This is a genomic window from Azospirillum brasilense (assembly GCF_008365405.1).
GTDB lineage: Bacteria > Pseudomonadota > Alphaproteobacteria > Azospirillales > Azospirillaceae > Azospirillum > Azospirillum brasilense_D.
In genome coordinates, this window is record NZ_QOKV01000035.1 from 18,329 (window position 1) to 44,337 (window position 26,009).

Genomic DNA, 26,009 nt, shown 5'->3' on the forward strand with positions numbered 1-26,009 from the left:
ACCGTTTCACAGGAATCATGCCGCGGAACAGGCCGCCTATCAAGCCGGTTTCTGGGCCGCATACCGCCCGGAAACCGGCGTTCTGGATCGATCGACGCCGATCAGCGGAAGGCGAACTCCCAATAGAGCGCCCGTGCCCGCGCGGCCAGGGGACCGGGCTGCAGGGCGCGGTCCTCGACGCGGGTGACCGGAACCACCTTCGCGTAATTGCCGGTCGAGAACACCTCGTCCGCCTCCAGGACGTCGCGGGGGCTCAGGGTGGCCTCCTCCACCGCCACGCCGTCGTCGCGCAGCAGGGCGATCACGCGCTGGCGGGTGATGCCGTTGAGGAAGGTCCCGTTGTGCACCGGCGTGCGGACCACCCCGTCCTTGGCGATGAACAGGTTGGCGGTGGCGAACTCCGCCACGTTGCCGATGGGGTCGAGCATGATGGCGTTGTCGAAACCGCGCTCCCGCGCCTCCTTCAGCGCCAGCCCGGCGTTGGGGTAGAGGCAGGCGGCCTTGGCCTCGGTCGGGGCCATGTCCGGCATCGGACGGCGGCGGCTGGACAGGCAAGCGGTGAAGCCCGCGGCGCTGGGCAGCGGCGCCTCGTAGACCGACAGGACGAAGCGCGTGCTCTCCGCGTCGGGGGCGACGAAGCCCTCTTCGGCGTAGAACATGGGCCGGATGTAGAGCTCGGCCTCCTTGGGGAAACGGCGGATGCCGTCCCAGCACAGCTCCTCGATTTCTCCGGCGGTCAGCATGGGGGCGAGGCCCATCACCTGGGCGGAGCGCACGACGCGGGCGCAGTGGCGGTCGAGGTCGGGGGCCACGCCCTGAAAGGCGCGGGCGCCGTCGAAAACGACCGAAGACAGCCAGAGCGCGTGAGTCATCGGGCCGACGATGGCGGGGTTGCCCGCGATCCATTCGCCCTGGATGTAGCTCAACGCCTGATCGGCCGTGCTGCCCATGATCTTCTCCCTTTTTGGCTTCGGGTTGGTTCTATCCGGATGGTTCGCTCCCCCGAAAAGCATACCCCCTCATCGCCGTCGGTCAACCTGCGCAGACGGGCCGGCCGGACGGTTGATGCAGGACACCTTCATCACACCGGGAGCGAACGACCCATGGGCTGGACCTATTCGAGCGCCTTTCCGCAGCCGCTGCGCGCGGCCCCGCCCTTCCCGCCGCCGGGCCAGGACGTTCCCACCCCGGGACCCCTGACCGACAACCCGGACCTCCCGACCCCCGGCCCGCAGGAGGACATGCCCTCCCCCCTGCCCAACGACGACCTGCCCCCCTCCCGGCCCACCGACCCTGACTTCGCTTGACACCGCTGTCCGGCACCAAAGCAAACGGGGCGCCCCCTTGCGGAGGCGCCCCGTTCTTCATCGGTGAACCGAAACGGACGGATCAGCGGCGCTGAACCATCAGCTTCTTGATCTCGGCGATGGCCTTGGCCGGGTTGAGACCCTTCGGGCACGCCTTGGTGCAGTTCATGATGGTGTGGCAGCGGTAGAGGCGGAACGGATCCTCGAGGTTGTCGAGGCGCTCGCCCGTCATCTCGTCGCGGCTGTCCACGATCCAGCGGTAGGCCTGGAGCAGGATCGACGGGCCGAGATAGCGGTCGCCGTTCCACCAGTAGCTGGGGCAGGAGGTCGAGCAGCAGAAGCACAGGATGCACTCGTAGAGGCCGTCCAGCTTGGCGCGGTCCTCCGGCGACTGCAGGCGCTCGCGGCTCGGGGCCGGCGACTGCGACTGCAGCCACGGCTTGATCGAGGCGAGCTGGGCGTAGATGTGCTTCAGGTCGGGGACGAGATCCTTGACCACCGGCATGTGCGGCAGCGGGTAGATCTTGACGTCGCCCTTCACCTCTTCGATGGCCTTCAGGCAGGCCAGCGTGTTGGTGCCGTCGATGTTCATCGCGCAGGACCCGCAGATGCCCTCGCGGCAGGAGCGCCGGAAGGTCAGGGTCGAGTCGATGTTGTTCTTGATGTAGATGATCGCGTCCAGGATCATCGGGCCGAACTTGTCGAGGTCGACGACGTAGGTGTCGACCCGCGGGTTCTGTCCGTCATCCGGCGACCAGCGGTAGATCTTGAAGGTCTTCGCCCGCTTGGCGCCGCTGGCGGCGTTGATGGTCTTGCCGACGCCGACCTTGGAATTGGCGGGCAGGTTGAATTCGACCATGGTTCGTATCCTTGCCTTGCTCTTGCCGCCTTAGTAGACGCGGGCCTTGGGCGGGAACACCTGCACCTCGTCGGTCAGGGTGTAGAGATGGACCGGGCGGTACCCGATCTTCGTCTCGCCCTTGTCCGACACCTCGATGACGGTGTGCTTCATCCAGTTCTCGTCGTCGCGGTCCGGATAGTCCTCGCGGGCGTGGGCGCCGCGGCTCTCCGGCCGGTTCTTCGCCGAGTGGAGCGTGGCGACCGCCTGGTACAGCAGGTTGTCCAGCTCGATGGCTTCGACGAGGTCGGAGTTCCAGACCAGCGAACGGTCGCTGATCGCCATGTCGCCCTTCTTGGCGAAGGTCTGGTCGATGAGCTTGACGCCCTCCTCCAGCACCTCGCCGGTGCGGAAGACCGCGCAGTTGTTCTGCATGGTCCGCTGCATTTCCAGGCGAAGCTCCGACGACTTGATGGAGCCCTTGGCGTTGCGGATGCGATCGAAACGCTCCAGGGCGACGTCGGTCGCGGCGGCGGACGATGACACCGACTTGCCCTTCTCGACGATCTCGGCGGCGCGGATGGCCGCCGAACGGCCGAACACCACGAGGTCGAGCAGCGAGTTGGAGCCGAGACGGTTCGCGCCGTGCACCGACACGCAGGCCGCCTCGCCGATGGCCATCAGGCCGGGCACCACGCGGTCCGGGTCCTCGGCGGTCGGGTTGACGACCTCGCACCGGAAGTTGGTGGGGATGCCGCCCATGTTGTAGTGCACCGTCGGTAGAACCGGGATCGGCTCCTTGGTGACGTCCACGCCGGCGAAGATCTTGGCCGTCTCGGCGATGCCGGGCAGGCGCTGGTGGATGATCTCCGGCGGGAGATGCTCCAGGTGCAGGTGGATGTGGTCCTTGTGCTCACCGACGCCGCGACCCTCGCGGATCTCGATGGTCATCGAGCGGGACACCACGTCGCGCGAGGCGAGGTCCTTGGCCGACGGCGCGTAACGCTCCATGAAGCGCTCGCCGTTGGAGTTGGTGAGGTAGCCGCCCTCGCCGCGCACGCCCTCGGTGATCAGACAGCCGGAGCCGTAGATGCCGGTCGGGTGGAACTGCACGAACTCCATGTCCTGCAGCGGCAGGCCGGCGCGCAGCACCATGCCGCCGCCGTCGCCCGTGCAGGTGTGGGCCGAGGTGGCGGAGAAGTAGGCGCGGCCGTAGCCGCCCGTCGCCAGAACGACGAGCTGGGCGCGGAAGCGGTGGATGGTGCCGTCGTCGAGGTTCCAGGCCACCACGCCCTTGCAGACGCCGTCCTCCATGATGAGGTCCAGCGCGAAGTACTCGACGAAGAACTCCGCCTCGTGCTTCAGCGACTGCTGGTAGAGCGTGTGCAGGATGGCGTGGCCGGTGCGGTCGGCCGCCGCACAGGTGCGGTAGGCCTGCTGCTTGCCGTAATGGGCGGTCATGCCGCCGAAGGCGCGCTGGTAGATCTTGCCTTCCGGGGTGCGCGAGAAGGGCACGCCGTAGTGCTCCAGCTCGATGATCGCCGGGATGGCCTCGCGGCACATGTACTCGATGGCGTCCTGGTCGCCCAGCCAGTCCGACCCCTTGACGGTGTCGTACATGTGGAAGCGCCAGTCGTCCTCGCTCATGTTGCCGAGCGCCGCCGAGATGCCGCCCTGGGCGGCCACGGTGTGCGAGCGGGTCGGGAAGACCTTGGTGATGCACGCCGTCTTCAGGCCTTTTTCGGCCATGCCAAAGGTGGCGCGCAGGCCCGCACCGCCGGCACCGACGACGACGACGTCATAGGAATGATCGATAATATCGTAGGCGGCCATGGCTCGTCAGACTCCGAACGAAATCTTGAGGACGGCGATCACGCAGGCGGCACCCAGCACGAAGCACAGGGCTTTCACGGCCAGGATGCTCAGGATCTTCGCCATCTCATTGTGCACGTAGTCCTCGATCACCACCTGCAGGCCGGCCTGGGCGTGGTGGAAGGTGACCACGGCGGTCAGCACCATCATCAGTGCCGAGAAGGGCGACTCCAGCCACGCGACGAAGGCCGCGTGGTCGGCGCCGAGATGGCGGATCACCCCGAAGACGAACCAGACGGTCAGCGGCACCAGGGCGATGGCGGTCACGCGCTGGTGCCACCAATGCTCGGTGCCGTGCTTGGCGGAGCCCAGGCCGCGCGCGATCTGCAGCGGCGAACGGAGGGTCTTGCTGTTGGACGCCATGTCTTCTCTCCTCACCACACGGCCAGGCCGATGATCCAGGTCAGCACGGTCAGCACGACCGCCGCACCGATGACGATCTGGTTGCCGCGATCGGCCTCGCTCAGCTCGAACGCCTTGCCGGCGTCCCACACCAGATGCCGGATGCCGTTGCACAGGTGATAGTAGAGCGCCAGCGACCAGCCGAACATCAGCAGCAGCCCGAAGAACGAGCCGATGAAGTGCTGCGCGCGCTCGTACGCGGCGGGGCTGGTGGCGGCGGCGACCAACCACCAAGTCAGCAGAAGGGTACCCACGGCCAGCCCCACGCCCGTGATGCGGTGCGTGATGGACAGGATCGCGGTCCTGGGGAGTTTGTAGACCTGCAGATGCGGAGAGAGCGGCCGACCGCTGCCGTTTGCCATTGCGTCGTCCTCAGTTCGGCGACCGGTCGCGGCAAGGAGGGCTGTTGCCGCGACGGCGGGTGATGCGAGACCGAAAGTTTTAAGCCCTGCTGTGTTTGGCGATTGAATTACGCCTCTCCCGCACATGAGTCAACGGCAGGGACTTGGCCGTGGCCAAAATGGCGCACCGCGGGAAGTGCCTGAAAACTAACGGGCTTTGCTGCAGCTGGTATTACCAGGGCCGAAACGCGGTTTTGCGGTTCAGCCTATTACTTGTCGAAGCGGCGAACATTCTCCACCATCATCGAATACATCTGGGTAATCAGCTCCGCCGGACGCAGCCGGCCGAAGGGGATGTTCTCCTTGGCCCACTCCACCAGCCCCTCGGGCGGGCGGACCGGAGCGACCTCGTAGCCGGCCTTCTTCAGCGCGCTCATCACCGAGCGCGCCTGCTTGGTGTAGTCCTCGTTGAAGAAGGACTTGTCCGCGTCCTTGATCGCCTTGGCAATGATGTCTTCGAGCGGAGTGGCCATGCCCCGGTGTGCCGGTCGCGGTCGTTCGTGATAGGGCGGACACGGTGTCACAACGCGGGCGCTGTTGCAATTCCAATGGGAACCGCATACCTCAAGCCCTCTTCGCACCGCAGATCACAGGGATTAACCGCCATGGGCTACACAGTCGCGGTCGTCGGCGCCACCGGCAACGTCGGACGGGAAATGCTGGCCACCCTCGCCGACCGCCGGTTCCCGGCCGATGCGGTGATCGCCATGGCCGCCGACAGCGCGGTCGGCAAGGAGGTGTCCTTCGGCGAGGACGCGGTGCTGAAGGTCGAGGACGTCGGCCGCTTCGACTTCACGGGCGTGGACATCGCGCTGTTCGCCGCGGACGCCAAGGTTTCGGCGGCCCACGCGCCGCGCGCCGCCGCGGCGGGCGCCGTGGTGATCGACGCCAGCCCGCAGTTCCGCATGGACCCCGACGTCCCCCTGGTGGTCCCGGAGGTCAACGCCGACGCGCTCGCCGGCTACGCGAAGAAGAACATCGTCGCCAGCCCCGGCGGCGCGGCCATCCTGCTCGCCATGGCGCTGAAGCCCCTGCACGGGCAATTCACGGTGAGCCGCGTCGTGGTCTCCACCTACCAGGCGGCCTCGGACGCCGGCAAGGACGGCATGGACGAGCTGTTCAGCCAGACCCGTGCCATCTACGTGAACGACCCGGTGCAGAAGTCCGTCTTCTCCAAGCAGATCGCCTTCAACGTCATCCCGCACATCGGCCCCTTCATGGAGGACGGCGCGACGCGGGACGAGTGGGCGATGAACGTCGAGACGAAGAAGATCCTCGATCCCAAGATCAAGGTCAGCGCGACCTGCGTCCGCGTCCCCGTCTTCATCGGCCATTCCGCGGCGATCACCATCGAGTGCGTGGAGCCGGTGACCGCCGAGGAGGCCCGCCGCATCCTGCGCAAGGCGCCGGGCATGCAGGTGATCGACCAGCAGGAGAACGACGGCTACATCACCCCGGTCGAGGTCGCCGGCGACGACCCGGTCTTTGTCAGCCGCATCCGCGAGGACTACACGGTGGACAACGGCCTGTCCTTCTGGGCGTCCACCGACAACCTGCGCAAGGGCGCCGCGCTCAACGCCGTGCAGATCGCCGAGCTGCTGGTGAAGGAGTATCTGGAGGAGTGAGTCGCAAGGGGCCGATCATGATCCCGATCCGTCCCTCCCGCCCGGACGACGCCCCGGCGCTGTTCGCCGTCTGGCTCGCCGCGGTGCGCAGCACGCACGACTTCCTGAGCGAGGAGGACATCGGCTTCTACGCCGACCTCGTCCGCAACCAATATCTTCCGGCGGCGGCGCTGCTGGTCGCCGTGGACGGTGACGACCGGCCGGTCGGCTTCCTGGGCATGACCGGACGGAAGATCGACACGCTGTTCGTCGATCCGGCATGGCATGGTCGTGGGATCGGCCGCGCCCTCATCGCCCACGCTCTCGATGGCGGAGCGGATCTTACGGTGGATGTGAACGAGCAGAACAACGCCGCCCGGGCTTTCTATCGGCGCCTCGGCTTCCGGGAGGTCGGGCGTTCCGCGCTGGACGACAGCGGCCGTCCGTTCCCCTTGCTGCATCTCGCCCTCGATGGCGCCGGCCAGGACGACCCGACCGGCGCCTGAAGGCCTTACTTGACGAACAGCCGGTAGAGGGCGGAGTGGTCCAGCCCGCCGTCGCCCTGCTCGGCCAGCAACTCGAACAGCTCCAGGCTGAGGCCCAGCGCGGGAAGCTGGATGCCGGACTGCTCCGCCAGCTCCTCCGCCTGTTTCAGGTCCTTGATCTGGGTGACCACGCGGCCGCCCGGCGTGAAGTCGCCGGAGACCATGCGCTGGCCGTGCAGGTCCAGGATGCGCGACTCGGCGAAGCCGCCGCGGATGGCCTCGCGGACCTTTCCCGGCTCCACCCCCGCCGCCTTGGCCAGCGCCAGCGCCTCGGCCACCGCGCCGATGCTCAGCGCGACGATCACCTGATTGGCCATCTTGGCGACCTGCCCGGCCCCGCTGTCGCCGACATGGGTGATGCGCTGGCCCATCGCCTGGAACAGCGGCAGGGCGCGGGCGAAGGCCTCCTCCGTGCCGCCGGCCATGATGGTCAGGCCGCCGGCCTCCGCCGCCACCGTGCCGCCGGACACCGGGGCGTCCACCCAGTCGGCGCCCTTGGCGCGGACGGCCTCGGCCAGCTTGCGGGTCGCCCCGACCGCCGTGGTGCCCATGTCGATGACGAGATGGCCGGGCCGCAGCGCGTCGATCAGCGACGCCGCCACCGCCTCCACCGCCACGGTGTCCGACAGCATCAGAACGATGGCGTCGGCGCGGGCGGCGACCTCGGCGGGGTTGGCGGCGGGGCTCATGCCCTCGGCCGCCAGTTCCTCGACCGGGCCGGGGCTGCGGCTGCTGATCACCAGCGCCGCGCCGGCCTTCGCCAGATTGCGGGCCATCGGCCGGCCCATCAGGCCGAGCCCGATGAAGCCGACCGTCCGCCCCGTCAGAGCCGTCTGCCCGCTCATGTCCCGGTCCGTCACAGGCGGGTGTGGCGCGCCCGCGCGCCGCGTTCGATGGCGGCGGCGCACAGCCGGTCCACGCCCAGCTTGTGCCGGATCAGCTCCAGCATCCGCAGCTCCTCCTGCGAGGCCGACGGATCAGCCGCGGCGATGTCGCAGGCGAGCGCGTAGGCGGTCTCCGACAGCTTGGACGGAATCGCCTCCTTGACGATCTGGAGCGTCGTCTCCAGCCCGTCGGCGTCGGCCAGCAGGCCGGAGCATTCGCGGGTCACGTCGGTCAGCCGGTCGATGTCGAAATCCTTGAAGATCGGCAGGTAGCGGACGTTCTCGCCGATGGCCTCAAGCTCCGCGTCTGTCATGTCGCCGTCGCACGCCGACACCAGCACCATGACGTAGATGAGCGCGCTGTGATGGTTGATCATCGAAACTCCTGCGGAAAAAGGGCCCCGCCCAATCTTGCCCGCCCCCCGCGCGCCGTCAAGGGAGGGAGCGCCGTCAAGGGAGCTATGCCCGCGGCGGACGGGTGGGTCCCTCGACAGGGGACGGGTTGCCCCTTAAGGTCGGGCCCCATGTCGGTGGTCTTCAACGTGGCGCTCCCGGTCTTCGCCATCATCCTGGCGGGCGTCCTTTCCGGTAAGGCGAAGCTGCTCGGTCCCGCCTCGTCGGAGGCGCTGAACAAGTTCGTCTACTGGATGGCCCTGCCGCCGGTGCTGTTCCTCGGCACCGCGAAGCGCTCGCTTCCGGAGATCTTCAACGTCCCCTTCATCGGCGCCTTCCTCGGCTCGATGCTGGCGGTCTACGCGCTGGGCGCCCTCCTCGGCCGGCTGATCCACCGGGAGCGGACGCAGATCCAGTGCATGCAGGGGCTGAACGCCTGCTTCTCCAACACCGGTTACATGGGCATCCCGCTGTTCCTGGCGGCCTTCGGCCCGGACCGTCTGGCCCCGGCCATCCTCGCCACCGTCATCATGAGCGCGATCATGGTCGGCATCGCGGTGATCTGGCTGGAGTTCGCCAACAGCCAGGGCGGCGGGATCGGCAAGGCGCTGCGCGACGTCGGCCGGGCGCTGGTCAAGAACCCGCTGATCATCTCCACGGCCCTGGGGCTCGCCTGGTCGGTCTTTCTGTCCGGCGTGCCGGTGCCGCGCCCGATCGCCATCTACTGCGACCTGATGGGCGCCTCCGCCGGTCCCTGCGCGCTGTTCGCCATCGGCCTGTTCCTGGCGACCCAGAGCCTGAAGGCCAACCTGCTGGAGGTCGGCTGGATCAGCGCCCTGAAACTGGTGGTGCAGCCGGCGCTGGCCTGGCTCCTCATCCAGACCCTGTTCCCGCTGGACCCCTTCTGGGCCGGGTCGGCCATCATCCTCGCCGGCCTGCCCACCGGCGCCCTGACCTTCGTGGTGGCCAGCCAGTACCGCATCTATGTGGAGCGCACCTCCGCCGCGATCCTGATGTCCACCATCGCCAGCGTGGTCACCCTGTCCTTCCTGCTGGCCACCTACGCGCCGCCCCTCTGAATCTCGGCTTGCCGTCTCCCGGCCGTTCGTCGTTCCGAACAGTAAGAGAGAGCGCGCGACAACGCAAAGCAGACCGCCCGCGTCTTTCTTGCGTCTTTCTTAATATTTGTTGTTCCATCATTTGATCCCGGCAAGTCCAACGCCCGACGCATGGACGTCTGGTCTGCCGTCTCCTTTCGTTCAGACTCAAAACAATCAATCGCCGCCGCATCGTTTCGGGGGAAAGAGATACGCGCCATGTCCATGCTGAGTTCCATGACCATCCGGACCAAGGTGGTCGCCGCCACCGTCGCGGTCCTGCTGATGTCGATCGCCCTGGGACTGTTCGCCGTCGACCGCCTGAGCACCGTCAACCACGCCGCGGAGGAAATCCGCTCCAACTGGCTGCCCAGCGTCACCGCCATCGGAGAGATCGACGGTGCGGCGAACGATTACCGCATCCTGGAGGCGTCCCACATCCTGACGCTCTACCCGGCGGAAATGGCCGAGGTCGAAAAGGAGATGGCCACGATTCTGAACCGCCTGGCGGAGGCCCGGCGGAAGTATGAGCCGCTGCTGGCCCCCGGTTGGGAAACCCAGACCTACAAGCGCTGGGAGGCGGCTTGGGACGGCTATCTGAAAATCAGCCAGGGCAAGTTGCTTCCCCCCTCCCGGGCCAACGAGAACGAGAAGGCCACCGGCATCTACCGGGAGGAATCGCGCAAGGCGTTCGATGACTGCTCCGCGCTCATCAATGACCTGACCGCGTCCAACGTCGCAAACGCCACGAAGGCGGCGGACTCGGGCCGCGCCACCTATGTCGGGGCACAAAGCTGGATTCTGGGCGCCATCGCCTTCGTGGCGGTCCTCTGCCTGCTCGCCGGCATCGCCATGACGAAGTCGGTCGCCCGGCCCATCGTCGCCCTGACCTCCATCATGGACCGTCTGGCCAAGCGCGACCTTGGCGTCGCGGTGGAAGGCGGCAACCGGCAGGACGAGATCGGCGCCATGGCCCGCGCGGTGCAGGTCTTCAAGGATGGCCTGATCGAGGCGGAGCGCTTGACCGCCGCCCAGGCCGCCGAGGAGGAGAACAAGCGCCGCCGCACCGAGCGGGTCGATTCGCTGATCCGCAGCTTCGACGGCGCGGTGCACAGCGTCCTGCAGACCGTGGGCGCCGCGGCGTCGCAGCTCGACACCACCGCCCGCAGCATGACCGACATCGCCGAGCACACCCGCGCCGAGGCCGGCAGCGCGGCGGCGGCGGCCGAACTGACCTCCACCAACGTGCAGACCGTCGCCGCCGCGTCGGAGGAGATGGCCGCCTCCATCACCGAGATCTCCCAGCAGGTGTCGCAGTCGGCCGGCATCGCCGGCAAGGCGGTGGACGAGGCCGACCGCACCAACGCCACCGTGCAGGGGTTGTCGGAGGCGGCGCAGCGCATTGGCGACGTGGTGGACCTGATCCAGAACATCGCCGCCCAGACCAACCTGCTGGCGCTGAACGCCACCATCGAGGCGGCCCGCGCCGGCGAGGCCGGCAAGGGCTTCGCCGTCGTGGCGAGCGAGGTGAAGAGCCTCGCCAACCAGACCTCCAAGGCGACGGAGGAGATCGCCCAGCAGATCGGCGCCATCCAGGCGGCCACCGGCGGGGCGGTCGGCGCCATCCGCGGAATCGGGGCGACCATCGCCTCGATCAACGACATCTCCTCCTCCATCGCCGCCGCCATCGAGGAGCAGGGTGCGGCGACCCAGGAGATCAGTCGCAGCGTCCAGCAGGCGGCGCAGAGCACCCAGGAAGTGACGAGCAACATCGGCCGCGTGTCGCAGGCCGCGACCGAGACCGGCAGCGCCGCGACCCAGGTGATGTCGGCCTCCGGCGACCTGAACCAGGGGGCGATGCGCCTGAAGAGCGAGGTGGAGAATTTCCTCGTCGCCATCAAGGCGGCCTGAGGCGAGGCGGCCTGAGGATCCTGTGATCGGGACCGCCCACCGGCGGTCCCGCCGCTGTTGCCAAGCCGCCGCTGCCCGTATAATGTGCGCCGCGCATCAAGAGTTGAGCGGACGCTCAACGCCAACCTGCTTTCCCGAGCAAGGTGGCGCCCCGAAGGGGGATGTGGCCGGACCGGCAAACAAACGGGGTTCGCCATGACGTCTGTTCCGACCGATGCACCGACAGCGGAGCCGGACGAGTCATGCCCATCAGGATACCCAACGATCTTCCCGCCTTCACCGCCCTGCAGGCCGAGGGCGTCATGGTCATGCAGGAGGCCGACGCCATCCGGCAGGACATCCGGCCCCTGCGCTTCGGCCTGCTCAACCTGATGCCTGACAAGATCCGGACCGAGACGCAGATCGCGCGCCTTCTCGGCAGCACGCCGCTTCAGGTCGAGCTGTCGCTGATCCGGATCACCAACCATGTGCCGCGCAACACCGCGGCGGACCACATGAGCGCCTTCTACCGGTCGTGGGAGGACGCGCGCCGCGAAAAATTCGACGGCTTCATCATCACCGGCGCCCCGGTCGAAACGATGCCCTTCGAGGAAGTGTCCTACTGGGACGAGCTGTGTTCGGTCTTCGACTGGACGCAGAGCCACGTCCATTCCTGCCTGAACATCTGTTGGGCGGCGCAGGCCGCCCTTCATCATTTCCACGGCGTGCCGAAACATCTTCTGTCGCGCAAGGCGTCCGGCGTGTACCGGCACCGCAACCGCGCGCCCGCCTCGCCCTATCTGTGCGGCCTGTCCGACGGCGTGCCCATCCCGGTGTCGCGCTGGACCGAAGTGCGCGAGGAGGACATCCCCCCCGACAGCGGCCTGCGCGTGCTCCTGGATTCCCCGGAGGCCGGCCCCTGCCTGCTGGAGGACGCCGCCCACCGGTCGCTGCACATGTTCAACCACATCGAGTATGACACGGACACGCTGCGCAACGAGTATGTCCGGGACGTCGCCAAGGACGCGGCGACGCCGGTTCCCCACGGCTATTTTCCGGACGACGATCCGAGCCGCCCGCCCGAGAACCGGTGGCGGAGCCACGCCCATCTGCTGTTCGCGAACTGGATCAACCAGATCTACCAGACGACGCCCTTCGAGGTCGACCGGATCGGAACGGGAGGATAGGCCGCCTGCCAGCCGGGAAAATCGCCGCCGGTCAGGTTGCCGTTCCGAGTCGCAACGGCGTACACTCCGGCACTTTTCCCTTCGCGGCGAGCGCCATCGGCGTCCATATCTTGCCTGCCGGATAACTGCGCACCAACCAACAGCAAGCATAGAATATTCAATTTTGATAAAATGCTATATTTTACGATGATGACTGGCAATGATAAACAACGACAACACATCATGACCAATCGATAGTTCATCTTTCTACAACGAATTTTTTGAGAAATTTCTCTAAGATAGCCAAACATACGAAAATCTGCGGCCTTTTTGACCCGCTTCAATCAAATGAAAATATATTCAAACTTTGGTTGACATGCAATCGCATGGCGTCCAACTGACGCATTTTCATTAAACTGATTATAATTCTATATTTTTGCTTCCCACGTGTTTCTTTTAAAAAGCGGAGGCAGATATGAACGAAAGCGGATTTGAGATTTCATTTTCATCATCGCCAATCACAAGAAGAAGTTTGATTATCGGCATGACATCAAGTCTGGTTATTCCAACCATTCTGAGTGGTTGCTCGACTGCGGACATTCGCATCGCTGGGGACAAAATTTCTTCCTACGCCATCGCGGCCCTGACGGCTTTTCGCGAGCTGATGGGTTACAAAACCGGCGGAACGGAAGTCGCAGCCGCGGATTTCGTCAATCCGACTCAACAGGCGTCGAACGGGCTGATCGAAACGCAGTTTTGGTACTCTGGCGTCCGCGCAAGGGAACACTTGGCACGTCTCCAGGGGCCATACGCTGAGAACTATTTCGAAACGGCCTTCGAACCCCTCCAACCGCGAACGGACCGCGTCAACCTCGCCCCCAATCAGATGGGAACGCTTACCGCTCGCAAAGGTGCATCCACGCGCCTCGGGACGTACGCCATTCAATACAGAACGGCAGTTCAAACTTATAATCCCACGAATTCTCAAATTTACCTCATTGAGATTTGAGAAAACAAACAGGGATAGGCCACACAGCCATGACAACGATAGAACGTCCGCTCCGACCAACGCCAAAAGCCAGCCTGCTTTTGGGATTTTTGCTGCTCGTCGTGGCTTGTGTTGGCCCAGCAACCATTCCCAGAAACAATCTTATAGACGCGAAAATTTCTCAAGTTATACAGAAGAAGGAATCGACCGCGAATCGCGTAGGATTTGCTGTCCACATGTTCCCTGCAGGGAGACTGCAGGAAAACAACCCAATTCTCATTGAATTTTACCGATACTCCGATTTCTACAACAGAGCAGAATCAAATCAGAACGATGAACCTATAGCCCCCTTCGATTCAGTCATTACATCAGCACCAAATTTAAATAATATAGAAGAAGGGCAGGAGAAGGATCTGGTCTTTGACTTCAACGTCAGCCCCAGGCTTGGGGCCGGGAAATACATTCTTGTTATCAAAACGAAAACCGATGAATGGAGAACCAATCCATTCGTCATACCCTCAAGCAATTCCCAAACAAGACAACAAATCGAAAAGGGTAAAATATTCAATGATGAAAGTCCTTCAGCACAAACCATAACCACCCCGATCAAGCAAGCTCCGATCACGAATAAAGTTCTGTCCACAAAGGAAAAACGCCAATAATTCGGAGCGCTCACCAGCCCCGCAGGAACTCCGCCGTCGCCTCCACGGCCTCCTTGATGCCGACGCGGCGGACCTCCACCCCCTCGGGGAAGGCGCCGAACAGGCGGCTCGGCATCATCGGGTCGAGCAACACGAAGACCCCCGTGTCGTCGGCCCGCCGCACCAGCCGGCCGAAGGCCTGCTTCAGCCGCAGCCGCGCGATCATGTCCTCGTAGCGCCGTCGCCCGAAGGCGTCGCGCCGGGCGCGGTGCAGGATGTCGGGGCGCGGCCAGGGCACCCGGTCGAAGACGATCAGCCGCAGCGAGCGGCCCGGCACGTCCACCCCGTCGCGCACCGCGTCGGTGCCGAGCAGGCAGGCGTGCTCCTCCCCCCGGAAGATGTCGATCAGGGTCGCCACGTCCAGCGGGTCGACATGCTGGGCGTAGAGCGGGACGCCGGTGGCGTCCAGCGGCTCCACGATGCGGTCGTAGACGGCGCGCAGCCGGCTGATCGCGGTGAACAGCCCCAAGCCCCCGCCCCCCGCCGCCTGGAACAGCGTGCGGTAGGCGGACGCCACCTGCCCCAGATCGTCCTTGCGCACGTCGGTGACCACCATCACCCGCGTGCGGTTGGGGTAGTCGAAGGGCGAGGGCACCTGGGCGCGCAGCGCCGGCTTGGGCAGGTGGCTGGCGCCGCAACGGTCCTCTGCCGCCTGCCAGTCCATGGCGGTGTCGCCGGTGCCGTCGGTCAGGGTGGCGGAGGTGACCACCATGCCATGCGCCGGCCCGGCCAGCGCCTCGGCGAAGGGAACGGTCGGGTCGATCCAGTGGCGGTAGAGCCCGACATCGACGTCGCGCCCGTCGATCCGCTCCACCGCGAACCAGTCCACGAACTGCGCCGGGGTCTCCACCGGCAAGGTCTTCAGCATGGCCCGCCACGCCTCGACCGTCAGCACGCCGCGCCGGGTCAGGCTGCGCGCCATGGCGTCGATGCGCCGCCGCTGGTCGCTGTCCAGCTCCGCCGTCTCGTCCTCCAGCCTTGCCGCCAGCCGCTTGGCCAGCCCGGCCAGCGGCTCCGCCAGCCGAACCAGCGCCGCCTCCAGCGCCTCCGCCGCGTCGAGCAGCCCGTCCACCGGGTAGGCCTTGTCGGCCTCCAGGCTGTAGGGGCCGCCCTGCCCCGCCGTCCGCGAATAGACCTGACGCCGCGCGGCGAGCAGGAAGGCCTCGGTCGGCCCCTGCGGGTTGTCGGCGGACAGCCGCGCCGCCCAGCCCTCCGCCGGCAGGACGCGGGCGCCCAGCATCACCGCGTCCATCAGCTCCTGCGCCCGCTCGTCGCTGGCGACCAGATCCTCGATGCGGCGCTTCAGCCCGCGGGCGCGGCTGCGTCCCGTCTCCTCGGCGCCCAGCAGCCAGCGCCGCAGCTCCTGAGTCTCGCGTCCGGTCAGATGCCCGGCGAAGGCGCTGTCCGCCGCGTCGAAGACATGGTGCCCCTCGTCGAAGACGTAGCGGGTGGGCAGAGTCGGCTCCTCGCCGCCGCCGAGTGCGGCCTGCACCATGACCAGCGCGTGGTTGGCGATCACCACGTCGGCCTTGCGGGCGCGGCGCACGCTCTTCTCGATGTAGCAGCGGGCGTAATGGTCGCAGGCGGAATAGATGCACTCGCCCCGCCGGTCGGCGAGGCCCAGAGTCCTCCCGCGCCCGGCGATGTCGACCAGCCAGCCGGGAAAGTCGCCGCCGGTCAGGTCGCCGTCCCGGGTCGCCGCGGCCCAGCGCGCCATCAGCCCCACCCCGATGGCGTGGTGCGGCTGCATCGGCATGCCGCGCACCGCCTCCTCCAGGTTCAGCAGGCACAGGTAGTTTTCCCGGCCCTTGCGCAGCACGACCTTGCGCGCCTTGGTCGCCGGTTCGGGGTAGAGGCGGTCCAGCTCCGCGTCGATCTGGTGCTGGAGGTTGCGGGTGTAGGTGGAGATCCACACCGTCCCGCCGTTCTTCTCCGCCCACACGGTGGCCGGCGCCAGATAGCCCAGCGTCTTGCCGACGCCCGTCCCGGCCTCCGCCAGCACGACGTTCGGCGTGTCGGGGGCGGGGCGCGGGGCGAAGGCGGCGGAGACCGCGCTGGCGTAGTCGGCCTGCTGCGGGCGCGGCTCGGCGACCTTGCCGGGCACGCTGGCCGACAGCATCACCGACAGCCGGCGCCGCGCCTCGTCCGGTTCCACCGGATGGTGGGCGGGCGGCGGCTCGGGCGGGCCGTCCTGCCATTCCTTGATGCGGGTCCAGACGCGCAGGCCGGCGCGGCCGGCGCCCTTCTCCGGCCCGTCCGGCTTGCCGAGCGCGGCCAGAACGGCGGGCGCCCACAGCCAGCCGGCGCGCCCCATCTCCCAGGCGAAGGCCACGGGGTCGGATGCCTCCTCCCGCCCCGGCGCGCCCAGCAACCCCAGCAGCTTGCGCACCGCCCGGTGCAGGGCCAGCGCGTCGTCCTCCAGCCCGTCGGGGATCGGCAGGTCCAGCGCCTCGGCCAGCCCGCGCGGGGTCGGCACGCAGAAGCGGGCGGGCAGGACGAAGGCGAACAGCTCCAGCAGGTCGAAGGCGGCGAAGGGCTCCGTCCCCAGCCGCCGCGCCATCGCCCGCGCGTGGCACACGAGCGGCGGCTGTCGGCGCGCCCCCTTCGCCGCGGCGGCGGGGGCCAGTTCCTCCACCTCCCCGTCGCCGGTCAGTAGGACCACGCGCCGCGCGCCGGCAACCAGGGCCGGCGCGTCATCGAGGCTGAAGGACGGGAGGGAGGGCGCCGAGGTCAGATCCATGGCGCGCAGTATAGTGGTCCCCGCCGCCGCAATGCGAGCAAACCCGTGTTGACCGATCGGCCCGCCCCCTCGAAAGTGCTCCCCCGTCCTTGAGCGTCGCAGAGGAGAGGTCGAGCGCATGCGGTTTCCGGTCCGGCGTCTGCTGAGACTCCTGATGGCCCTGGCCGTCGCCCTGGTGGCCTTCAGCGTCGGCTGGGCGGCGCTCTACCGCGTGGTGCCGGTGCCGGCAACGCCGCTGATGCTGATCCGCGCCGCCGGAGGGTCCGGGCTGGCGCACGACTGGGTGCCCCTGTCGCAAATGTCTCCCCACCTCGCCCGCGCCGTCATCGCGTCGGAGGACACGTTGTTTTGCGGCCATGGCGGCTTCGACTGGGCGGCCATCGAAGGCGCCTTCGAGGACAACGAGGAGGGCCGGCGCCTGCGCGGCGGCAGCACGATCAGCCAGCAGACCGCCAAGAACGCCTTTCTCTGGCCGGACCGCAGCTGGACCCGCAAGGGCATCGAGGCGTGGTTCACCCTGCTGATCGAGACGCTGTGGCCGAAGAGCCGCATCCTGGAGGTCTATCTGAACAGCGTGGAGTGGGACGACGGCGTCTACGGCGCCGAGGCCGCCGCCCGCCACCATTTCAAGAAGCCGGCCTCGGCCCTGACCCGCCGCGAGGCCGCCCTGCTGGCCGTCGTCCTGCCCAACCCCCGCAACTGGTCCCCGAACCCGCCCGGCGCCTATGTGGCACGGCGGGCGGGCGTCATAGAGCGGCGCATGGCGGTGGTGGAACGGGACGGGCTGGCCGATTGCGCGCGTTAGCTGCCTGACCGCCGCCACTCAACTTGTGAACTTGCAGATCGACCATCGATACAGCCTATGGTAAACTGACGCGATTGCCATGCATGGCTTCGGAGAGGTTCGGCGCGCCGGCACCCTCCAATCATTGGCAAGCCTCGGCAACGGGAGAGCCGTCAGATGAACGTCACGGAGCCATCGGTGGGTGCGGCCCGCCAGCCGGTCCCCCTGTCCGCCACGACACCGCCCGCTCCCAAGCACGCAGCGGAAGCGAAAGAAGCAACCGGCGGCTCCTCCAGCGGCCCGCGCGATGCGGCCGCGGTCGTCACGCTGTCGGAGACGGCTCAGGCGTCCCTGGTGACCCGGACGGCAACCCAGAGCGCGGGCAAAAAGGATTTCGCGACCGTCGCCAAGGACGCGCGGGCGGCCATCGACGCCAAATACGCGGAGCTGGCCGCGAACGGCAAGCCGATGGACTACATGCACGCTACCCAGGAAAGCTGGGATACCGTCTATGGCGGGCTCGACCGCCGCACCCTCTTCGCCATCGCCAGCAACAGCGACGGCAGCTTCTCCAAGGACGAGCAGGACACCGCCCAATCCATCATGTCGCAACAGCAGGGGCAGGCCATGATGGCCGCGGACCCGACGGGCAACGATCACGCCGCCCGCTTCCGGGCCGGCGTCGCCTTCCTGGAGGGCGTCAGCGACGAGGAGAAGGGCTCGGCCAACTGGGCGGTCCAGCGCGCCGCCAACCAGTTCGGCTACGAGCAGACGATGCGGAGCAGCGGCCGGGAACCGGACGATCTCGACAGCGAGAACCCGCTGGTCACCATGATCAAGGGCGCCATGGACCGCCTCAAGGACAAATCGCCCGAGGCCGTCGCCACCGGCGGCTACGTCAAGGATCTGAAGGACATGCCCCTGTTCCGCGACGGCGTGCCGGCGGTCGCGGCCGGCCCTGGTCCGTCGCTCGATATCCGGGCATGAGGATCTACGCCCCGCCCCCCGACATCCGCAAACTCACCACCCCCGCCACGATCAGCAGAATCCCCGCCAGCTTCAGGAAGCTGAGCGACTCACCGAACACCCACACCCCGATCGCCGCGATGGCCGCCGTGCCCACCGCGGACCAGATGGCGTAGGCCACGCCGACCTCGATCTCGCGCAGCGCCTGGGCCAGCATGGCGAAGGCCACCAGATAGCAGGCCACCACCGCCAGGCTGGGCCACAGGCGGGTCATGCCGTCGGACATCTTCATGGCGACGGTGCCCACGATCTCGAAGGCGATGGCGACGGACAGAAACAGCCAGCTCATGCGGGTCCTCGGCGGGTGATCCACATCCAGAGATGCGCCCGAACGGCGGTGCGAACAAGCGCGGCGCCCGTTGACGGACGGCGCGGACGGCCCTAGGGTCGCTGCCTTTCTACACTTCCGTCGAGTTTTGAAGGGGCTCTACCATGACCGGCGAGCGGGAATTGGCGTTGCAGGCGAAGGCGTGGCCGTTCGAGGAGGCGCGCAAACTCGTCGCGCGCTTCGCGAAGGAGCCGCCGGCCAAAGGCTACGTCCTGTTCGAGACCGGCTACGGTCCGTCGGGCCTGCCGCACATCGGCACCTTCGGCGAGGTGGCGCGCACCACCATGGTCCGTCAGGCCTTCCAGCGGATGAGCGACATCCCGACGAAGCTGTTCTGCTTCTCCGACGACATGGACGGGCTGCGCAAGGTTCCGGACAACATCCCGAACAAGGAACTGGTCGCTGCCAGCCTCGGCAAGCCGCTGACCCAGGTCCCCGACCCGTTCGGCACGCACGACAGCTTCGGCGCGCACAACAACGCGCGGCTGCGTGCCTTCCTCGACAGCTTCGGCTTCGAGTACGAGTTCCAGTCCTCCACCGACTGGTACAAGTCGGGCCGCTTTGACGACGCGCTGCTCGGCGTGCTGCGGCATTACGACGAGATCATGGCCGTCATGCTGCCGACGTTGGGCGAGGAGCGCCAGCAGACCTATAGCCCGTTCCTGCCGGTCTCTCCCTCCACGGGGCGCGTGCTTCAGGTCCCGGTGCTGGAGCGCGACGTGGACGCCGGCACCATCGTCTTCCAGGACGAGGACGGCAAGAAGGTCGAGGTCCCGGTCACCGGCGGCCATGTGAAGCTCCAGTGGAAGCCCGACTGGGGCATGCGCTGGTACGCGCTGGGCGTCGATTACGAGATGTACGGCAAGGACTTGATCCCGTCGGCCGAGCTGGCCGGGAAGATCGTCAACATCCTCGGCGGCACCCCGCCGCAGGGCTTCAATTACGAATTGTTCCTCGACGACAAGGGGCAGAAGATCTCCAAGTCCAAGGGCAACGGCCTGACCATGGAGGAATGGCTGGCCTACGCCCCGCCGGAGAGCCTCGCCCTCTACATGTTCCAGAAGCCGAAGTCGGCCAAGCGCCTGTATTTCGACGTGATCCCGCGGGCGGTGGACGAGTATCTGGCCTTCGTCGCCAAGCTGCCGGTGGAGGAGTCGGCCAAGGCGCTGGAGAACCCGGCCTGGCACATCCACAACGGCACGGCGCCGGCGGTGCGCTCGGACGTGTCCTTCAACCTGCTGCTCAACCTCGCCGGGGCGGCGAACGCCGAGACCAAGGACGTGATGTGGGGCTTCATCAGCCGCTACGCGCCCGAGGCGACGCCGGAAAACAGCCCCTTCCTGGACAAGCTGGTCGGCTACGCCGTCCGCTACTACCAGGACCAGGTGAAGCCGACGAAGCGCTTCCGCGCGCCCACCGACGCCGAGCGCGCCGCGCTGGAGGATCTGCTGAAGCGCCTGGACGGCATCCCTGCCGACGCAGCGGGCGACGTCATCCAGAACGAGGTCTTCGCGGTCGGCAAGGAGCATGGCTTCACCGAGCTGCGCGCCTGGTTCCAGGCGCTCTACGAGGTGCTGCTCGGCCAGACCACCGGCCCGCGCATGGGCTCCTTCATCCAGCTCTACGGCCTGGACGAGACCAAGGCCCTGATCCGCGAGAAGCTGGCCGCCTGAGCATCGTCTCCCTTTCCCCTCCCCCGCGCCGCGGCCCGCCGCGGGGGAGGATTTTCCAGCGGACCGGCACGCCTCGCAAACAATTCGTCTAACGCATGAACTGCACCCAAGGGAGGCGGTGCTCCGGGGCATGCCTGCGTGGATGTCGCTCAGCATTCGGCGAGACTTCACCCGCCACCGTTCCCGTCACAAACAATATTGTTGGTCCGATCGTTTGCGTTTCCATCATCCGGCCATGCGGCTCGAATGTGTGCAAACGGTCGAAATCCTGCCCACCCTCTGGGCAAACAACATTTTATTCCCGCATCGCCATGCGCACACCGCACCGCACCAATACCAACTTGGTATTACCATCCGCCAAGGTCAAAGCCTATGATCCGCCCCGTTACTGCTTTTGCAGTGCGTTTCCTCCCTAAACTCTTCAAGGCCGCGCCCCATCGGGGTTGCGGCCCTTTTTCTTTTCAACCTTCGCTTTTCGACGCTTCGACACCACAACCCGACGGAAGGACCGGCGGCGCAGGGTCTGGTTGCTTGCGCCGGGCGCCGATGACAAGGTCGGCTCCGTTAGCGTCCCGTTAACCGGCCCGTCGTTGGATATCCGGATGCAGCCACGTCAGGCCCTCCACTCCGATCAAGGGGACGACCGTCCCGACACGGCCCGCTCGGCGCCGCGGGCAGCCCCCTCCGCGGACGACGGGGTGGACCCGGACCTGCTCGGCTATCTGTTCGACGATTCTCCCCCCGCCCCTCCTGCGCCGGAACCGGCCCGCCGCCGCGTCGGCACGGCGCTGGTCGAATCGCGGCGGGCCGGGATGGGCGATGCCGGGGTCCGCGCGCATCTGGCGCGCAAGCTGTGCCGGCTGCTGCCCGACCTGCCCCCGGACCGCCAGGACAAGGCCACCGCCACCGCCCTGCGCACGCTGGAGCGGCTGGCCCGCGATCACGCGGCCCATGTGCGGACGGCGCTGGCCGGGGCTCTGAAGGACGTCGCCTGCGCCCCGCCCGCCGTGGCGCGCACGCTGGCCCGCGACGTGGAACGCTCGGTGGCGGAGCCGATCCTCCATTGCTGCACCACCCTGACCGACGACGACCTGCTGGAGATCATCGCCAGCCACCCCGCAGGCTGGGCGCTGTCGGCCATCGCACGGCGGCCGGCGGTCAGCGCGCCGCTGTCCTGCGCCATCGTCGACACGGGCGACGCGGAGGCCACGAGCGTCCTGCTGGACAACGACGGCGCGGTCATCCCGGACGACCGGCTGGAGGATCTGGTGGAGCGGTCGGGCGGTCATCCGGACTGGCAGGCCAAGCTGGCCGGCCGTCCCGCCCTGCCGCAACGGCTGGCCATGCGGCTGGCGGAGTCCGTCGACGACTCGGTGGCCGACCTGCTGCTGCGCCGCACCGATCTGGACGCGGTCACCGCGGCGGAGGTCGCCGCGGTGACCCGCCGCCGCGTCGCCTGGGTCGAAGGGCGTGATCCCGCCGAGTCGCCGGGGCGCCGCGCCGTCCGCCTGCACCGCCAGGGAGCGCTCGACGAGACGGCGCTGGGCGACGCCCTGTCCTGGGAGGAAATGGACTTCGTCCGCGCCGCCCTGGCCCTGCGCGCCGCCGTCCATCCGGGGATCGTGGACGACATCCTGCGCTCCGGCGATCCCCGCGCGGTCACCGCCCTGGTCTGGCGGGCGGGCTATTCGATGCGCTGCGCCATGCGGGTGCAGGTCCGCGCCGCCGGCATCCCGCCGCGCGCCGTGCTGAACGCCCGCCAGGGCACCGACTACCCGCTGCCCGCGGCGGACATGACCCGCCACCTCGCGCTCTACGGCGTCCGTTCCTGACGCCGTAGAGCGCTGTTCCCGAAATTTCCGTTACTGGATCTCCAGCGGCCGCCGGGGCGGCGCGCGCCGCGTGTCGGGAGCCAGCGTCGGATCGTTCTGATACAGCGGGCGCGACGGGTCGGTGTCGATCAACTGCGGCGGGGTGACGATCTCCTCGCCAGACCCGGAATCGAACTGGATCACCGCCATCCGGCGCACCGTCTCGCACAGATCGCGCTTGCGCAGGGTCGCCGGGTCGGCAGGCCCGTCGAAGGCCACGAGAGGCACCACGATGCCGCTGCGCTCCCCCGGCGGGACGGAGGTGTACACGTAGTTCGACACGGGCCGGCAATACAGGATGTCGGTGGCCGACGGCATATCCGACGGAGCGCCGGCCGCCGCCTCGCCCAGCGGCGCGCTGGCCAGCGGCGCCTTGGCCAGAGCGGCCTCATAGTCTGCGACGGTTTGTCCCAAGGCCGCGCCGCCGCTTCCCAGGGCCAGCGTCACGGTCAGGCAAAATGCCGGTGCAAAACGACTCATGGTTCTTCCCCCCACTCCGAACGGCCTTCAAAACCTATCCAAAGAATAGTGCGCCGCACCCGCAACACCAAATTCCTGTTTGCCGTTGCGGCCATTCGCCGTAATCGATTGCACAGTTCCGCGTCCCGTGCTTGCGGTCACGCTTGCTCTCGGGCCGGAATCGCGCTAGGAACCGCCCTCGAAATCTCAGGGCGCTGGACCCCTAGGACGCTACACTCAATCGGTTCTGTCCTCCGCTGAATGGGGGACGCTCACGCTTAGGGAAACGCTCCATGGCTCGCAAGAAGATTGCGCTCGTCGGCGCCGGCCAGATTGGCGGCACGCTGGCTCTGCTCGCTGCCCAGAAGGAACTCGGCGACGTCGTCCTGTTCGACATCGCGGAAGGCATGCCGGAGGGCAAGGCCCTCGACCTGGCTGAGACCTCGCCGGTCGAAGGCTTCAACGCCAAGCTCAGCGGCGGCAACGACTATTCGGTCATCGAAGGCGCCGACGTCGTGATCGTCACCGCCGGCGTGCCGCGCAAGCCGGGCATGAGCCGCGACGACCTGATCGGCATCAACACCGGCGTCTGCCAGACCGTCGGCGAGGCCATCAAGAAGCACGCCCCGAACGCCTTCGTCATCGTCATCACGAACCCGCTGGACGTGATGGTGTGGGTGCTCCAGCAGGCCTCCGGCCTCCCGCCGGAGCGCGTCGTCGGCATGGCCGGCGTGCTCGACTCGGCCCGCTTCCGCTACTTCCTGGCCGACGAGTTCAAGGTGTCGGTCGAGGACGTCACCGCCTTCGTGCTGGGCGGCCACGGCGACACCATGGTCCCGCTCGTCCGCTACTCGACCGTCGCCGGCATCCCGCTGCCGGATCTGGTCAAGATGGGCTGGACCACGCAGGAGAAGCTGGACGCCATCGTGCAGCGCACCCGCGACGGCGGCGCCGAGATCGTCAAGCTCCTGAAGACCGGCTCGGCCTTCTACGCCCCGGCCGCGTCCGCCATCCAGATGGCCGAGTCCTACCTGAAGGACCAGAAGCGCGTCGTTCCGGTCGCCGCCTACCTGACCGGCCAGTACGGCCAGAACGACCTCTACGTCGGCGTCCCGACGATCATCGGCGCCGGCGGCGTCGAGAAGATCATCGAGATCGATCTCTCCGCGGAAGAGAAGAAGATGTTCGATCACTCGGTCGACGCTGTGAAGCAGCTCGTCGAGGTGGTCAAGAAGCAGCAGGCTGAGAAGGCCGCCTCCTAAGGCGGCCTGTTTTTTGCCTGCGCGACGGCCTGCGGCCTCGTCGCCCGGGGTGGACGGTTGAACCGTCCGCTCCGGGTGGTACAGTGATCGCGGTTGTTCGCGCCAGCCGGCGTAAGGCTTCCTGAAGGACTCGTCCCCCCGAAGACTTGCGCCCTGGCGCGACCGCCAGCAGGAAACGCCTGCCCGATCTTCGCCCATCGTCAGCCGACCACACTCTGTCAGCCGACCATAAAAACAGATGGACGCCCGATGAACATCCATGAGTATCAGGCCAAAGGCCTGCTGAAGAAGTACGGCGTCGCGGTGCCCCGCGGCGGCGTCGCCTACACCCCGCAGGAAGCCGAGACCGTCGCCCGCGAGCTGGGCGGCCCGGTGTGGGTCGTGAAGTCGCAGATCCACGCGGGCGGCCGCGGCGCCGGCCGCTTCAAGGACAACCCCGAGGGCAAGGGCGGCGTCCGCGTCGTCAAGTCCATTGAGGAGGTCGGCAAGAACGCCGGCGAGATGCTCAACCACGTGCTGGTCACCAAGCAGACCGGTCCGGAAGGCCGCGAGGTCAAGCGCCTCTACGTCGAGGAAGGCGCCGACATCAAGCGCGAGCTGTATCTCGGCATGCTGACCGATCGCGCCACCGGCCGCGTCACCATCATGGCGTCCACCGAAGGCGGCATGGAGATCGAGGAGGTCGCCCACAACACGCCGGAGAAGATCGTCAAGGTCGCCATCGACCCGGCCACCGGCATCCAGGGCTACCACACCCGCAAGGTCGCCTTCGCGCTGGGCCTCGAAGGCAAGCAGGTCTCCGCCGCCGCCAAGTTCATCGTCGCCGCCTATCAGGCCTTCGTTGACCTGGACTGCGCGATCGTCGAGATCAACCCGCTGATCGTCACCGGCGCCGGTGAGATCCTGGCGCTCGACGCCAAGATGAGCTTCGACGACAACGCCCTGTTCCGCCACAAGGACGTGGAAGAGCTGCGCGACGAGGCCGAGGAAGACCCGGCCGAGATCGAGGCCGCCAAGCACAGCCTCAACTACGTCAAGCTGGACGGCAACATCGGCTGCATGGTCAACGGCGCCGGCCTGGCGATGGCGACCATGGACATCATCAAGCTGTACGGCGGCGAGCCGGCCAACTTCCTCGATGTCGGCGGCGGCGCCACCAAGGAGCGCGTCACCGCGGCCTTCAAGCTGATCCTCTCCGACCCGAACGTCGAAGGCATCCTGGTCAACATCTTCGGCGGCATCATGCGCTGCGACGTCATCGCCGAAGGCGTCGTCGCGGCGGCCCGCGAGGTGCACCTGCACGTTCCGCTGGTCGTGCGCCTGGAAGGCACGAACGTCGAGCTGGGCAAGAAGATCCTTGCCGAGTCCGGTCTGCCGATCCTGTCGGCCGACAACCTCGCCGACGCCGCCGAGAAGGTGGTCAAGGCCGTGAAGGAGGCCGCGTAAGATGGCTGTTCTCGTCGATAAGAACACGAAGGTGATCTGCCAGGGCTTCACCGGAGCCCAGGGCACCTTCCATTCCGAGCAGGCGATCGCCTACGGCACCAAGATGGTCGGCGGCGTCACCCCGGGCAAGGGCGGCACCAAGCACCTCGACCTGCCGGTCTTCGACACGGTGGCCGACGCGGTCGAGAAGACCGGCGCCAACGCCAGCGTCATCTACGTGCCGCCGCCGTTCGCCGCCGACGCCATCCTGGAGGCGATCGACGCCGAGATCCCGCTGGTGGTGTGCATCACCGAGGGCATCCCGGTGCTCGACATGGTGCGCGTCAAGCGGG

At 67.2% G+C, this 26,009-nt stretch carries 25 protein-coding genes, 1 pseudogene and 1 riboswitch; of the genes and pseudogenes, 15 read left to right on the plus strand and 11 right to left on the minus strand.

Annotated elements, in window-relative coordinates:
• Positions 1 to 101 precede the first annotated feature (101 nt).
• Positions 102 to 950, minus strand: a complete 849-nt coding sequence (locus DS837_RS29635) for a branched-chain amino acid aminotransferase (protein ID WP_149168028.1) — start codon at positions 948 to 950, stop codon at positions 102 to 104.
• Positions 951 to 1,103: 153 nt separating this feature from the next.
• On the opposite strand from DS837_RS29635, the gene DS837_RS29640 reads away from it, so the two are divergent.
• On the plus strand, positions 1,104 to 1,307 hold the full coding sequence (locus DS837_RS29640; RefSeq protein WP_035675800.1) for a hypothetical protein: 204 nt from the start codon (positions 1,104 to 1,106) through the stop codon (positions 1,305 to 1,307).
• Between the two features lie 82 nt (positions 1,308 to 1,389).
• On the opposite strand, the gene DS837_RS29645 is transcribed toward DS837_RS29640, so the two are convergent.
• The 5 genes from DS837_RS29645 to DS837_RS29665 all read right to left on the minus strand — a co-directional run bounded on the left by DS837_RS29645 (position 1,390) and on the right by DS837_RS29665 (position 5,293).
• Entirely contained in the window at positions 1,390 to 2,166 is a 777-nt protein-coding gene (locus tag DS837_RS29645) for a succinate dehydrogenase iron-sulfur subunit (protein ID WP_014241601.1), read from the minus strand.
• Between the two features lie 30 nt (positions 2,167 to 2,196).
• Positions 2,197 to 3,978, minus strand: a complete 1,782-nt coding sequence (gene sdhA / locus DS837_RS29650; protein WP_145622812.1) for a succinate dehydrogenase flavoprotein subunit — start codon at positions 3,976 to 3,978, stop codon at positions 2,197 to 2,199.
• Between the two features lie 6 nt (positions 3,979 to 3,984).
• Positions 3,985 to 4,380, minus strand: coding sequence for a succinate dehydrogenase, hydrophobic membrane anchor protein (gene sdhD / locus DS837_RS29655; RefSeq protein WP_149168029.1), 396 nt, complete (start codon positions 4,378 to 4,380; stop codon positions 3,985 to 3,987).
• A gap of 11 nt (positions 4,381 to 4,391) precedes the next feature.
• Positions 4,392 to 4,781 carry a succinate dehydrogenase, cytochrome b556 subunit gene (sdhC, locus tag DS837_RS29660; protein ID WP_149168030.1) on the minus strand — a complete coding sequence of 130 codons (390 nt, stop codon included), beginning with the start codon at positions 4,779 to 4,781 and terminating at the stop codon, positions 4,392 to 4,394.
• Between the two features lie 248 nt (positions 4,782 to 5,029).
• Complete coding sequence (locus DS837_RS29665) at positions 5,030 to 5,293, minus strand: hypothetical protein (RefSeq protein ID WP_149168031.1); 264 nt, start codon at positions 5,291 to 5,293, stop codon at positions 5,030 to 5,032.
• A gap of 132 nt (positions 5,294 to 5,425) precedes the next feature.
• Between DS837_RS29665 and DS837_RS29670 the strand changes: the two genes are divergently transcribed.
• Entirely contained in the window at positions 5,426 to 6,445 is a 1,020-nt protein-coding gene (locus DS837_RS29670) for an aspartate-semialdehyde dehydrogenase (RefSeq protein WP_149168032.1), read from the plus strand.
• A 17-nt stretch (positions 6,446 to 6,462) separates the two neighbouring features.
• Positions 6,463 to 6,930: an acetyltransferase gene (locus DS837_RS29675; RefSeq protein ID WP_149168033.1), complete on the plus strand. Its 468-nt coding sequence runs from the start codon at positions 6,463 to 6,465 to the stop codon at positions 6,928 to 6,930.
• Between the two features lie 5 nt (positions 6,931 to 6,935).
• Here the strand turns inward: DS837_RS29675 and DS837_RS29680 are convergent, their stop codons facing one another.
• The gene (locus DS837_RS29680) at positions 6,936 to 7,814 is read right to left on the minus strand and encodes an NAD(P)-dependent oxidoreductase (RefSeq protein WP_149168034.1); all 879 of its coding nucleotides are present in this window, start codon (positions 7,812 to 7,814) and stop codon (positions 6,936 to 6,938) included.
• Between the two features lie 11 nt (positions 7,815 to 7,825).
• Positions 7,826 to 8,230, minus strand: coding sequence for a tellurite resistance TerB family protein (locus DS837_RS29685; RefSeq protein ID WP_014241609.1), 405 nt, complete (start codon positions 8,228 to 8,230; stop codon positions 7,826 to 7,828).
• 147 nt (positions 8,231 to 8,377) lie between these two features.
• Here DS837_RS29685 and DS837_RS29690 point away from each other — a divergent pair, with 147 nt between their 5' ends.
• The 5 genes from DS837_RS29690 (at position 8,378) to DS837_RS29710 (ending at position 14,049) form a co-directional block, all read left to right on the plus strand.
• Entirely contained in the window at positions 8,378 to 9,325 is a 948-nt protein-coding gene (locus tag DS837_RS29690) for an AEC family transporter (protein WP_149168035.1), read from the plus strand.
• Positions 9,326 to 9,562: 237 nt separating this feature from the next.
• Entirely contained in the window at positions 9,563 to 11,254 is a 1,692-nt protein-coding gene (locus tag DS837_RS29695; RefSeq protein WP_149168036.1) for a methyl-accepting chemotaxis protein, read from the plus strand.
• 88 nt (positions 11,255 to 11,342) lie between these two features.
• Positions 11,343 to 11,447, plus strand: a riboswitch (SAM-I-IV-variant riboswitch).
• Positions 11,448 to 11,496: 49 nt separating this feature from the next.
• Entirely contained in the window at positions 11,497 to 12,420 is a 924-nt protein-coding gene (locus tag DS837_RS29700) for a homoserine O-succinyltransferase (RefSeq protein WP_149168037.1), read from the plus strand.
• A 454-nt stretch (positions 12,421 to 12,874) separates the two neighbouring features.
• Positions 12,875 to 13,408 carry a hypothetical protein gene (locus DS837_RS29705; RefSeq protein ID WP_149168038.1) on the plus strand — a complete coding sequence of 178 codons (534 nt, stop codon included), beginning with the start codon at positions 12,875 to 12,877 and terminating at the stop codon, positions 13,406 to 13,408.
• Between the two features lie 29 nt (positions 13,409 to 13,437).
• Positions 13,438 to 14,049 carry a hypothetical protein gene (locus tag DS837_RS29710; protein WP_149168039.1) on the plus strand — a complete coding sequence of 204 codons (612 nt, stop codon included), beginning with the start codon at positions 13,438 to 13,440 and terminating at the stop codon, positions 14,047 to 14,049.
• Between the two features lie 10 nt (positions 14,050 to 14,059).
• Here DS837_RS29710 and DS837_RS29715 read toward each other — a convergent pair whose 3' ends face one another.
• The gene (locus DS837_RS29715) at positions 14,060 to 16,828 is read right to left on the minus strand and encodes an ATP-dependent DNA helicase (protein WP_149168040.1); all 2,769 of its coding nucleotides are present in this window, start codon (positions 16,826 to 16,828) and stop codon (positions 14,060 to 14,062) included.
• Between the two features lie 118 nt (positions 16,829 to 16,946).
• On the opposite strand from DS837_RS29715, the gene mtgA reads away from it, so the two are divergent.
• Both mtgA and DS837_RS29725 read left to right on the plus strand, forming a co-directional pair.
• A complete protein-coding gene (mtgA, locus tag DS837_RS29720; protein ID WP_149168041.1) occupies positions 16,947 to 17,633 on the plus strand; it encodes a monofunctional biosynthetic peptidoglycan transglycosylase in 687 nt (228 codons plus the stop codon).
• Positions 17,634 to 17,789: 156 nt separating this feature from the next.
• Positions 17,790 to 18,599: a hypothetical protein gene (locus DS837_RS29725; RefSeq protein WP_149168042.1), complete on the plus strand. Its 810-nt coding sequence runs from the start codon at positions 17,790 to 17,792 to the stop codon at positions 18,597 to 18,599.
• 4 nt (positions 18,600 to 18,603) lie between these two features.
• Here the strand turns inward: DS837_RS29725 and DS837_RS29730 are convergent, their stop codons facing one another.
• Positions 18,604 to 18,927: a DMT family transporter gene (locus DS837_RS29730; protein WP_145622824.1), complete on the minus strand. Its 324-nt coding sequence runs from the start codon at positions 18,925 to 18,927 to the stop codon at positions 18,604 to 18,606.
• Between the two features lie 143 nt (positions 18,928 to 19,070).
• Here DS837_RS29730 and DS837_RS29735 point away from each other — a divergent pair, with 143 nt between their 5' ends.
• Together DS837_RS29735 and DS837_RS29740 are read left to right on the plus strand one after the other, a co-directional pair.
• Positions 19,071 to 20,639: a lysine--tRNA ligase gene (locus tag DS837_RS29735; protein WP_149168043.1), complete on the plus strand. Its 1,569-nt coding sequence runs from the start codon at positions 19,071 to 19,073 to the stop codon at positions 20,637 to 20,639.
• Between the two features lie 602 nt (positions 20,640 to 21,241).
• Entirely contained in the window at positions 21,242 to 22,471 is a 1,230-nt protein-coding gene (locus tag DS837_RS29740) for a DUF2336 domain-containing protein (RefSeq protein ID WP_149168044.1), read from the plus strand.
• A 30-nt stretch (positions 22,472 to 22,501) separates the two neighbouring features.
• Here DS837_RS29740 and DS837_RS29745 read toward each other — a convergent pair whose 3' ends face one another.
• Positions 22,502 to 22,990, minus strand: coding sequence for a hypothetical protein (locus tag DS837_RS29745; RefSeq protein WP_149168045.1), 489 nt, complete (start codon positions 22,988 to 22,990; stop codon positions 22,502 to 22,504).
• A gap of 272 nt (positions 22,991 to 23,262) precedes the next feature.
• On the opposite strand from DS837_RS29745, the gene mdh reads away from it, so the two are divergent.
• The 3 genes and pseudogenes from mdh to DS837_RS29760 form a co-directional block, all read left to right on the plus strand.
• Entirely contained in the window at positions 23,263 to 24,231 is a 969-nt protein-coding gene (gene mdh, locus DS837_RS29750) for a malate dehydrogenase (RefSeq protein WP_149168046.1), read from the plus strand.
• Positions 24,232 to 24,480: 249 nt separating this feature from the next.
• Positions 24,481 to 25,677 (plus strand): ADP-forming succinate--CoA ligase subunit beta, encoded by a 1,197-nt coding sequence (gene sucC / locus DS837_RS29755; protein ID WP_149168047.1) that lies wholly within the window; start codon positions 24,481 to 24,483, stop codon positions 25,675 to 25,677.
• Position 25,678: 1 nt separating this feature from the next.
• Positions 25,679 to 26,009: pseudogene (locus DS837_RS29760) on the plus strand (succinate--CoA ligase subunit alpha); the annotation flags it as partial.

What these genes read in the sequence shown, in the direction of transcription:
- DS837_RS29635 (WP_149168028.1), bottom strand. Translation starts at nt 950, where the DNA reads ATGGGCAGCACGGCCGATCAGGCGTTGAGCTACATCCAGGGCGAATGG.
- DS837_RS29640 (WP_035675800.1), top strand. Translation starts at nt 1,104, where the DNA reads ATGGGCTGGACCTATTCGAGCGCCTTTCCGCAGCCGCTGCGCGCGGCC.
- DS837_RS29645 (WP_014241601.1), bottom strand. Translation starts at nt 2,166, where the DNA reads ATGGTCGAATTCAACCTGCCCGCCAATTCCAAGGTCGGCGTCGGCAAG.
- sdhA (WP_145622812.1), bottom strand. Translation starts at nt 3,978, where the DNA reads ATGGCCGCCTACGATATTATCGATCATTCCTATGACGTCGTCGTCGTC.
- sdhD (WP_149168029.1), bottom strand. Translation starts at nt 4,380, where the DNA reads ATGGCGTCCAACAGCAAGACCCTCCGTTCGCCGCTGCAGATCGCGCGC.
- sdhC (WP_149168030.1), bottom strand. Translation starts at nt 4,781, where the DNA reads ATGGCAAACGGCAGCGGTCGGCCGCTCTCTCCGCATCTGCAGGTCTAC.
- DS837_RS29665 (WP_149168031.1), bottom strand. Translation starts at nt 5,293, where the DNA reads ATGGCCACTCCGCTCGAAGACATCATTGCCAAGGCGATCAAGGACGCG.
- DS837_RS29670 (WP_149168032.1), top strand. Translation starts at nt 5,426, where the DNA reads ATGGGCTACACAGTCGCGGTCGTCGGCGCCACCGGCAACGTCGGACGG.
- DS837_RS29675 (WP_149168033.1), top strand. Translation starts at nt 6,463, where the DNA reads ATGATCCCGATCCGTCCCTCCCGCCCGGACGACGCCCCGGCGCTGTTC.
- DS837_RS29680 (WP_149168034.1), bottom strand. Translation starts at nt 7,814, where the DNA reads ATGAGCGGGCAGACGGCTCTGACGGGGCGGACGGTCGGCTTCATCGGG.
- DS837_RS29685 (WP_014241609.1), bottom strand. Translation starts at nt 8,230, where the DNA reads ATGATCAACCATCACAGCGCGCTCATCTACGTCATGGTGCTGGTGTCG.
- DS837_RS29690 (WP_149168035.1), top strand. Translation starts at nt 8,378, where the DNA reads ATGTCGGTGGTCTTCAACGTGGCGCTCCCGGTCTTCGCCATCATCCTG.
- DS837_RS29695 (WP_149168036.1), top strand. Translation starts at nt 9,563, where the DNA reads ATGTCCATGCTGAGTTCCATGACCATCCGGACCAAGGTGGTCGCCGCC.
- DS837_RS29700 (WP_149168037.1), top strand. Translation starts at nt 11,497, where the DNA reads ATGCCCATCAGGATACCCAACGATCTTCCCGCCTTCACCGCCCTGCAG.
- DS837_RS29705 (WP_149168038.1), top strand. Translation starts at nt 12,875, where the DNA reads ATGAACGAAAGCGGATTTGAGATTTCATTTTCATCATCGCCAATCACA.
- DS837_RS29710 (WP_149168039.1), top strand. Translation starts at nt 13,438, where the DNA reads ATGACAACGATAGAACGTCCGCTCCGACCAACGCCAAAAGCCAGCCTG.
- DS837_RS29715 (WP_149168040.1), bottom strand. Translation starts at nt 16,828, where the DNA reads ATGGATCTGACCTCGGCGCCCTCCCTCCCGTCCTTCAGCCTCGATGAC.
- mtgA (WP_149168041.1), top strand. Translation starts at nt 16,947, where the DNA reads ATGCGGTTTCCGGTCCGGCGTCTGCTGAGACTCCTGATGGCCCTGGCC.
- DS837_RS29725 (WP_149168042.1), top strand. Translation starts at nt 17,790, where the DNA reads ATGAACGTCACGGAGCCATCGGTGGGTGCGGCCCGCCAGCCGGTCCCC.
- DS837_RS29730 (WP_145622824.1), bottom strand. Translation starts at nt 18,927, where the DNA reads ATGAGCTGGCTGTTTCTGTCCGTCGCCATCGCCTTCGAGATCGTGGGC.
- DS837_RS29735 (WP_149168043.1), top strand. Translation starts at nt 19,071, where the DNA reads ATGACCGGCGAGCGGGAATTGGCGTTGCAGGCGAAGGCGTGGCCGTTC.
- DS837_RS29740 (WP_149168044.1), top strand. Translation starts at nt 21,242, where the DNA reads ATGCAGCCACGTCAGGCCCTCCACTCCGATCAAGGGGACGACCGTCCC.
- DS837_RS29745 (WP_149168045.1), bottom strand. Translation starts at nt 22,990, where the DNA reads ATGAGTCGTTTTGCACCGGCATTTTGCCTGACCGTGACGCTGGCCCTG.
- mdh (WP_149168046.1), top strand. Translation starts at nt 23,263, where the DNA reads ATGGCTCGCAAGAAGATTGCGCTCGTCGGCGCCGGCCAGATTGGCGGC.
- sucC (WP_149168047.1), top strand. Translation starts at nt 24,481, where the DNA reads ATGAACATCCATGAGTATCAGGCCAAAGGCCTGCTGAAGAAGTACGGC.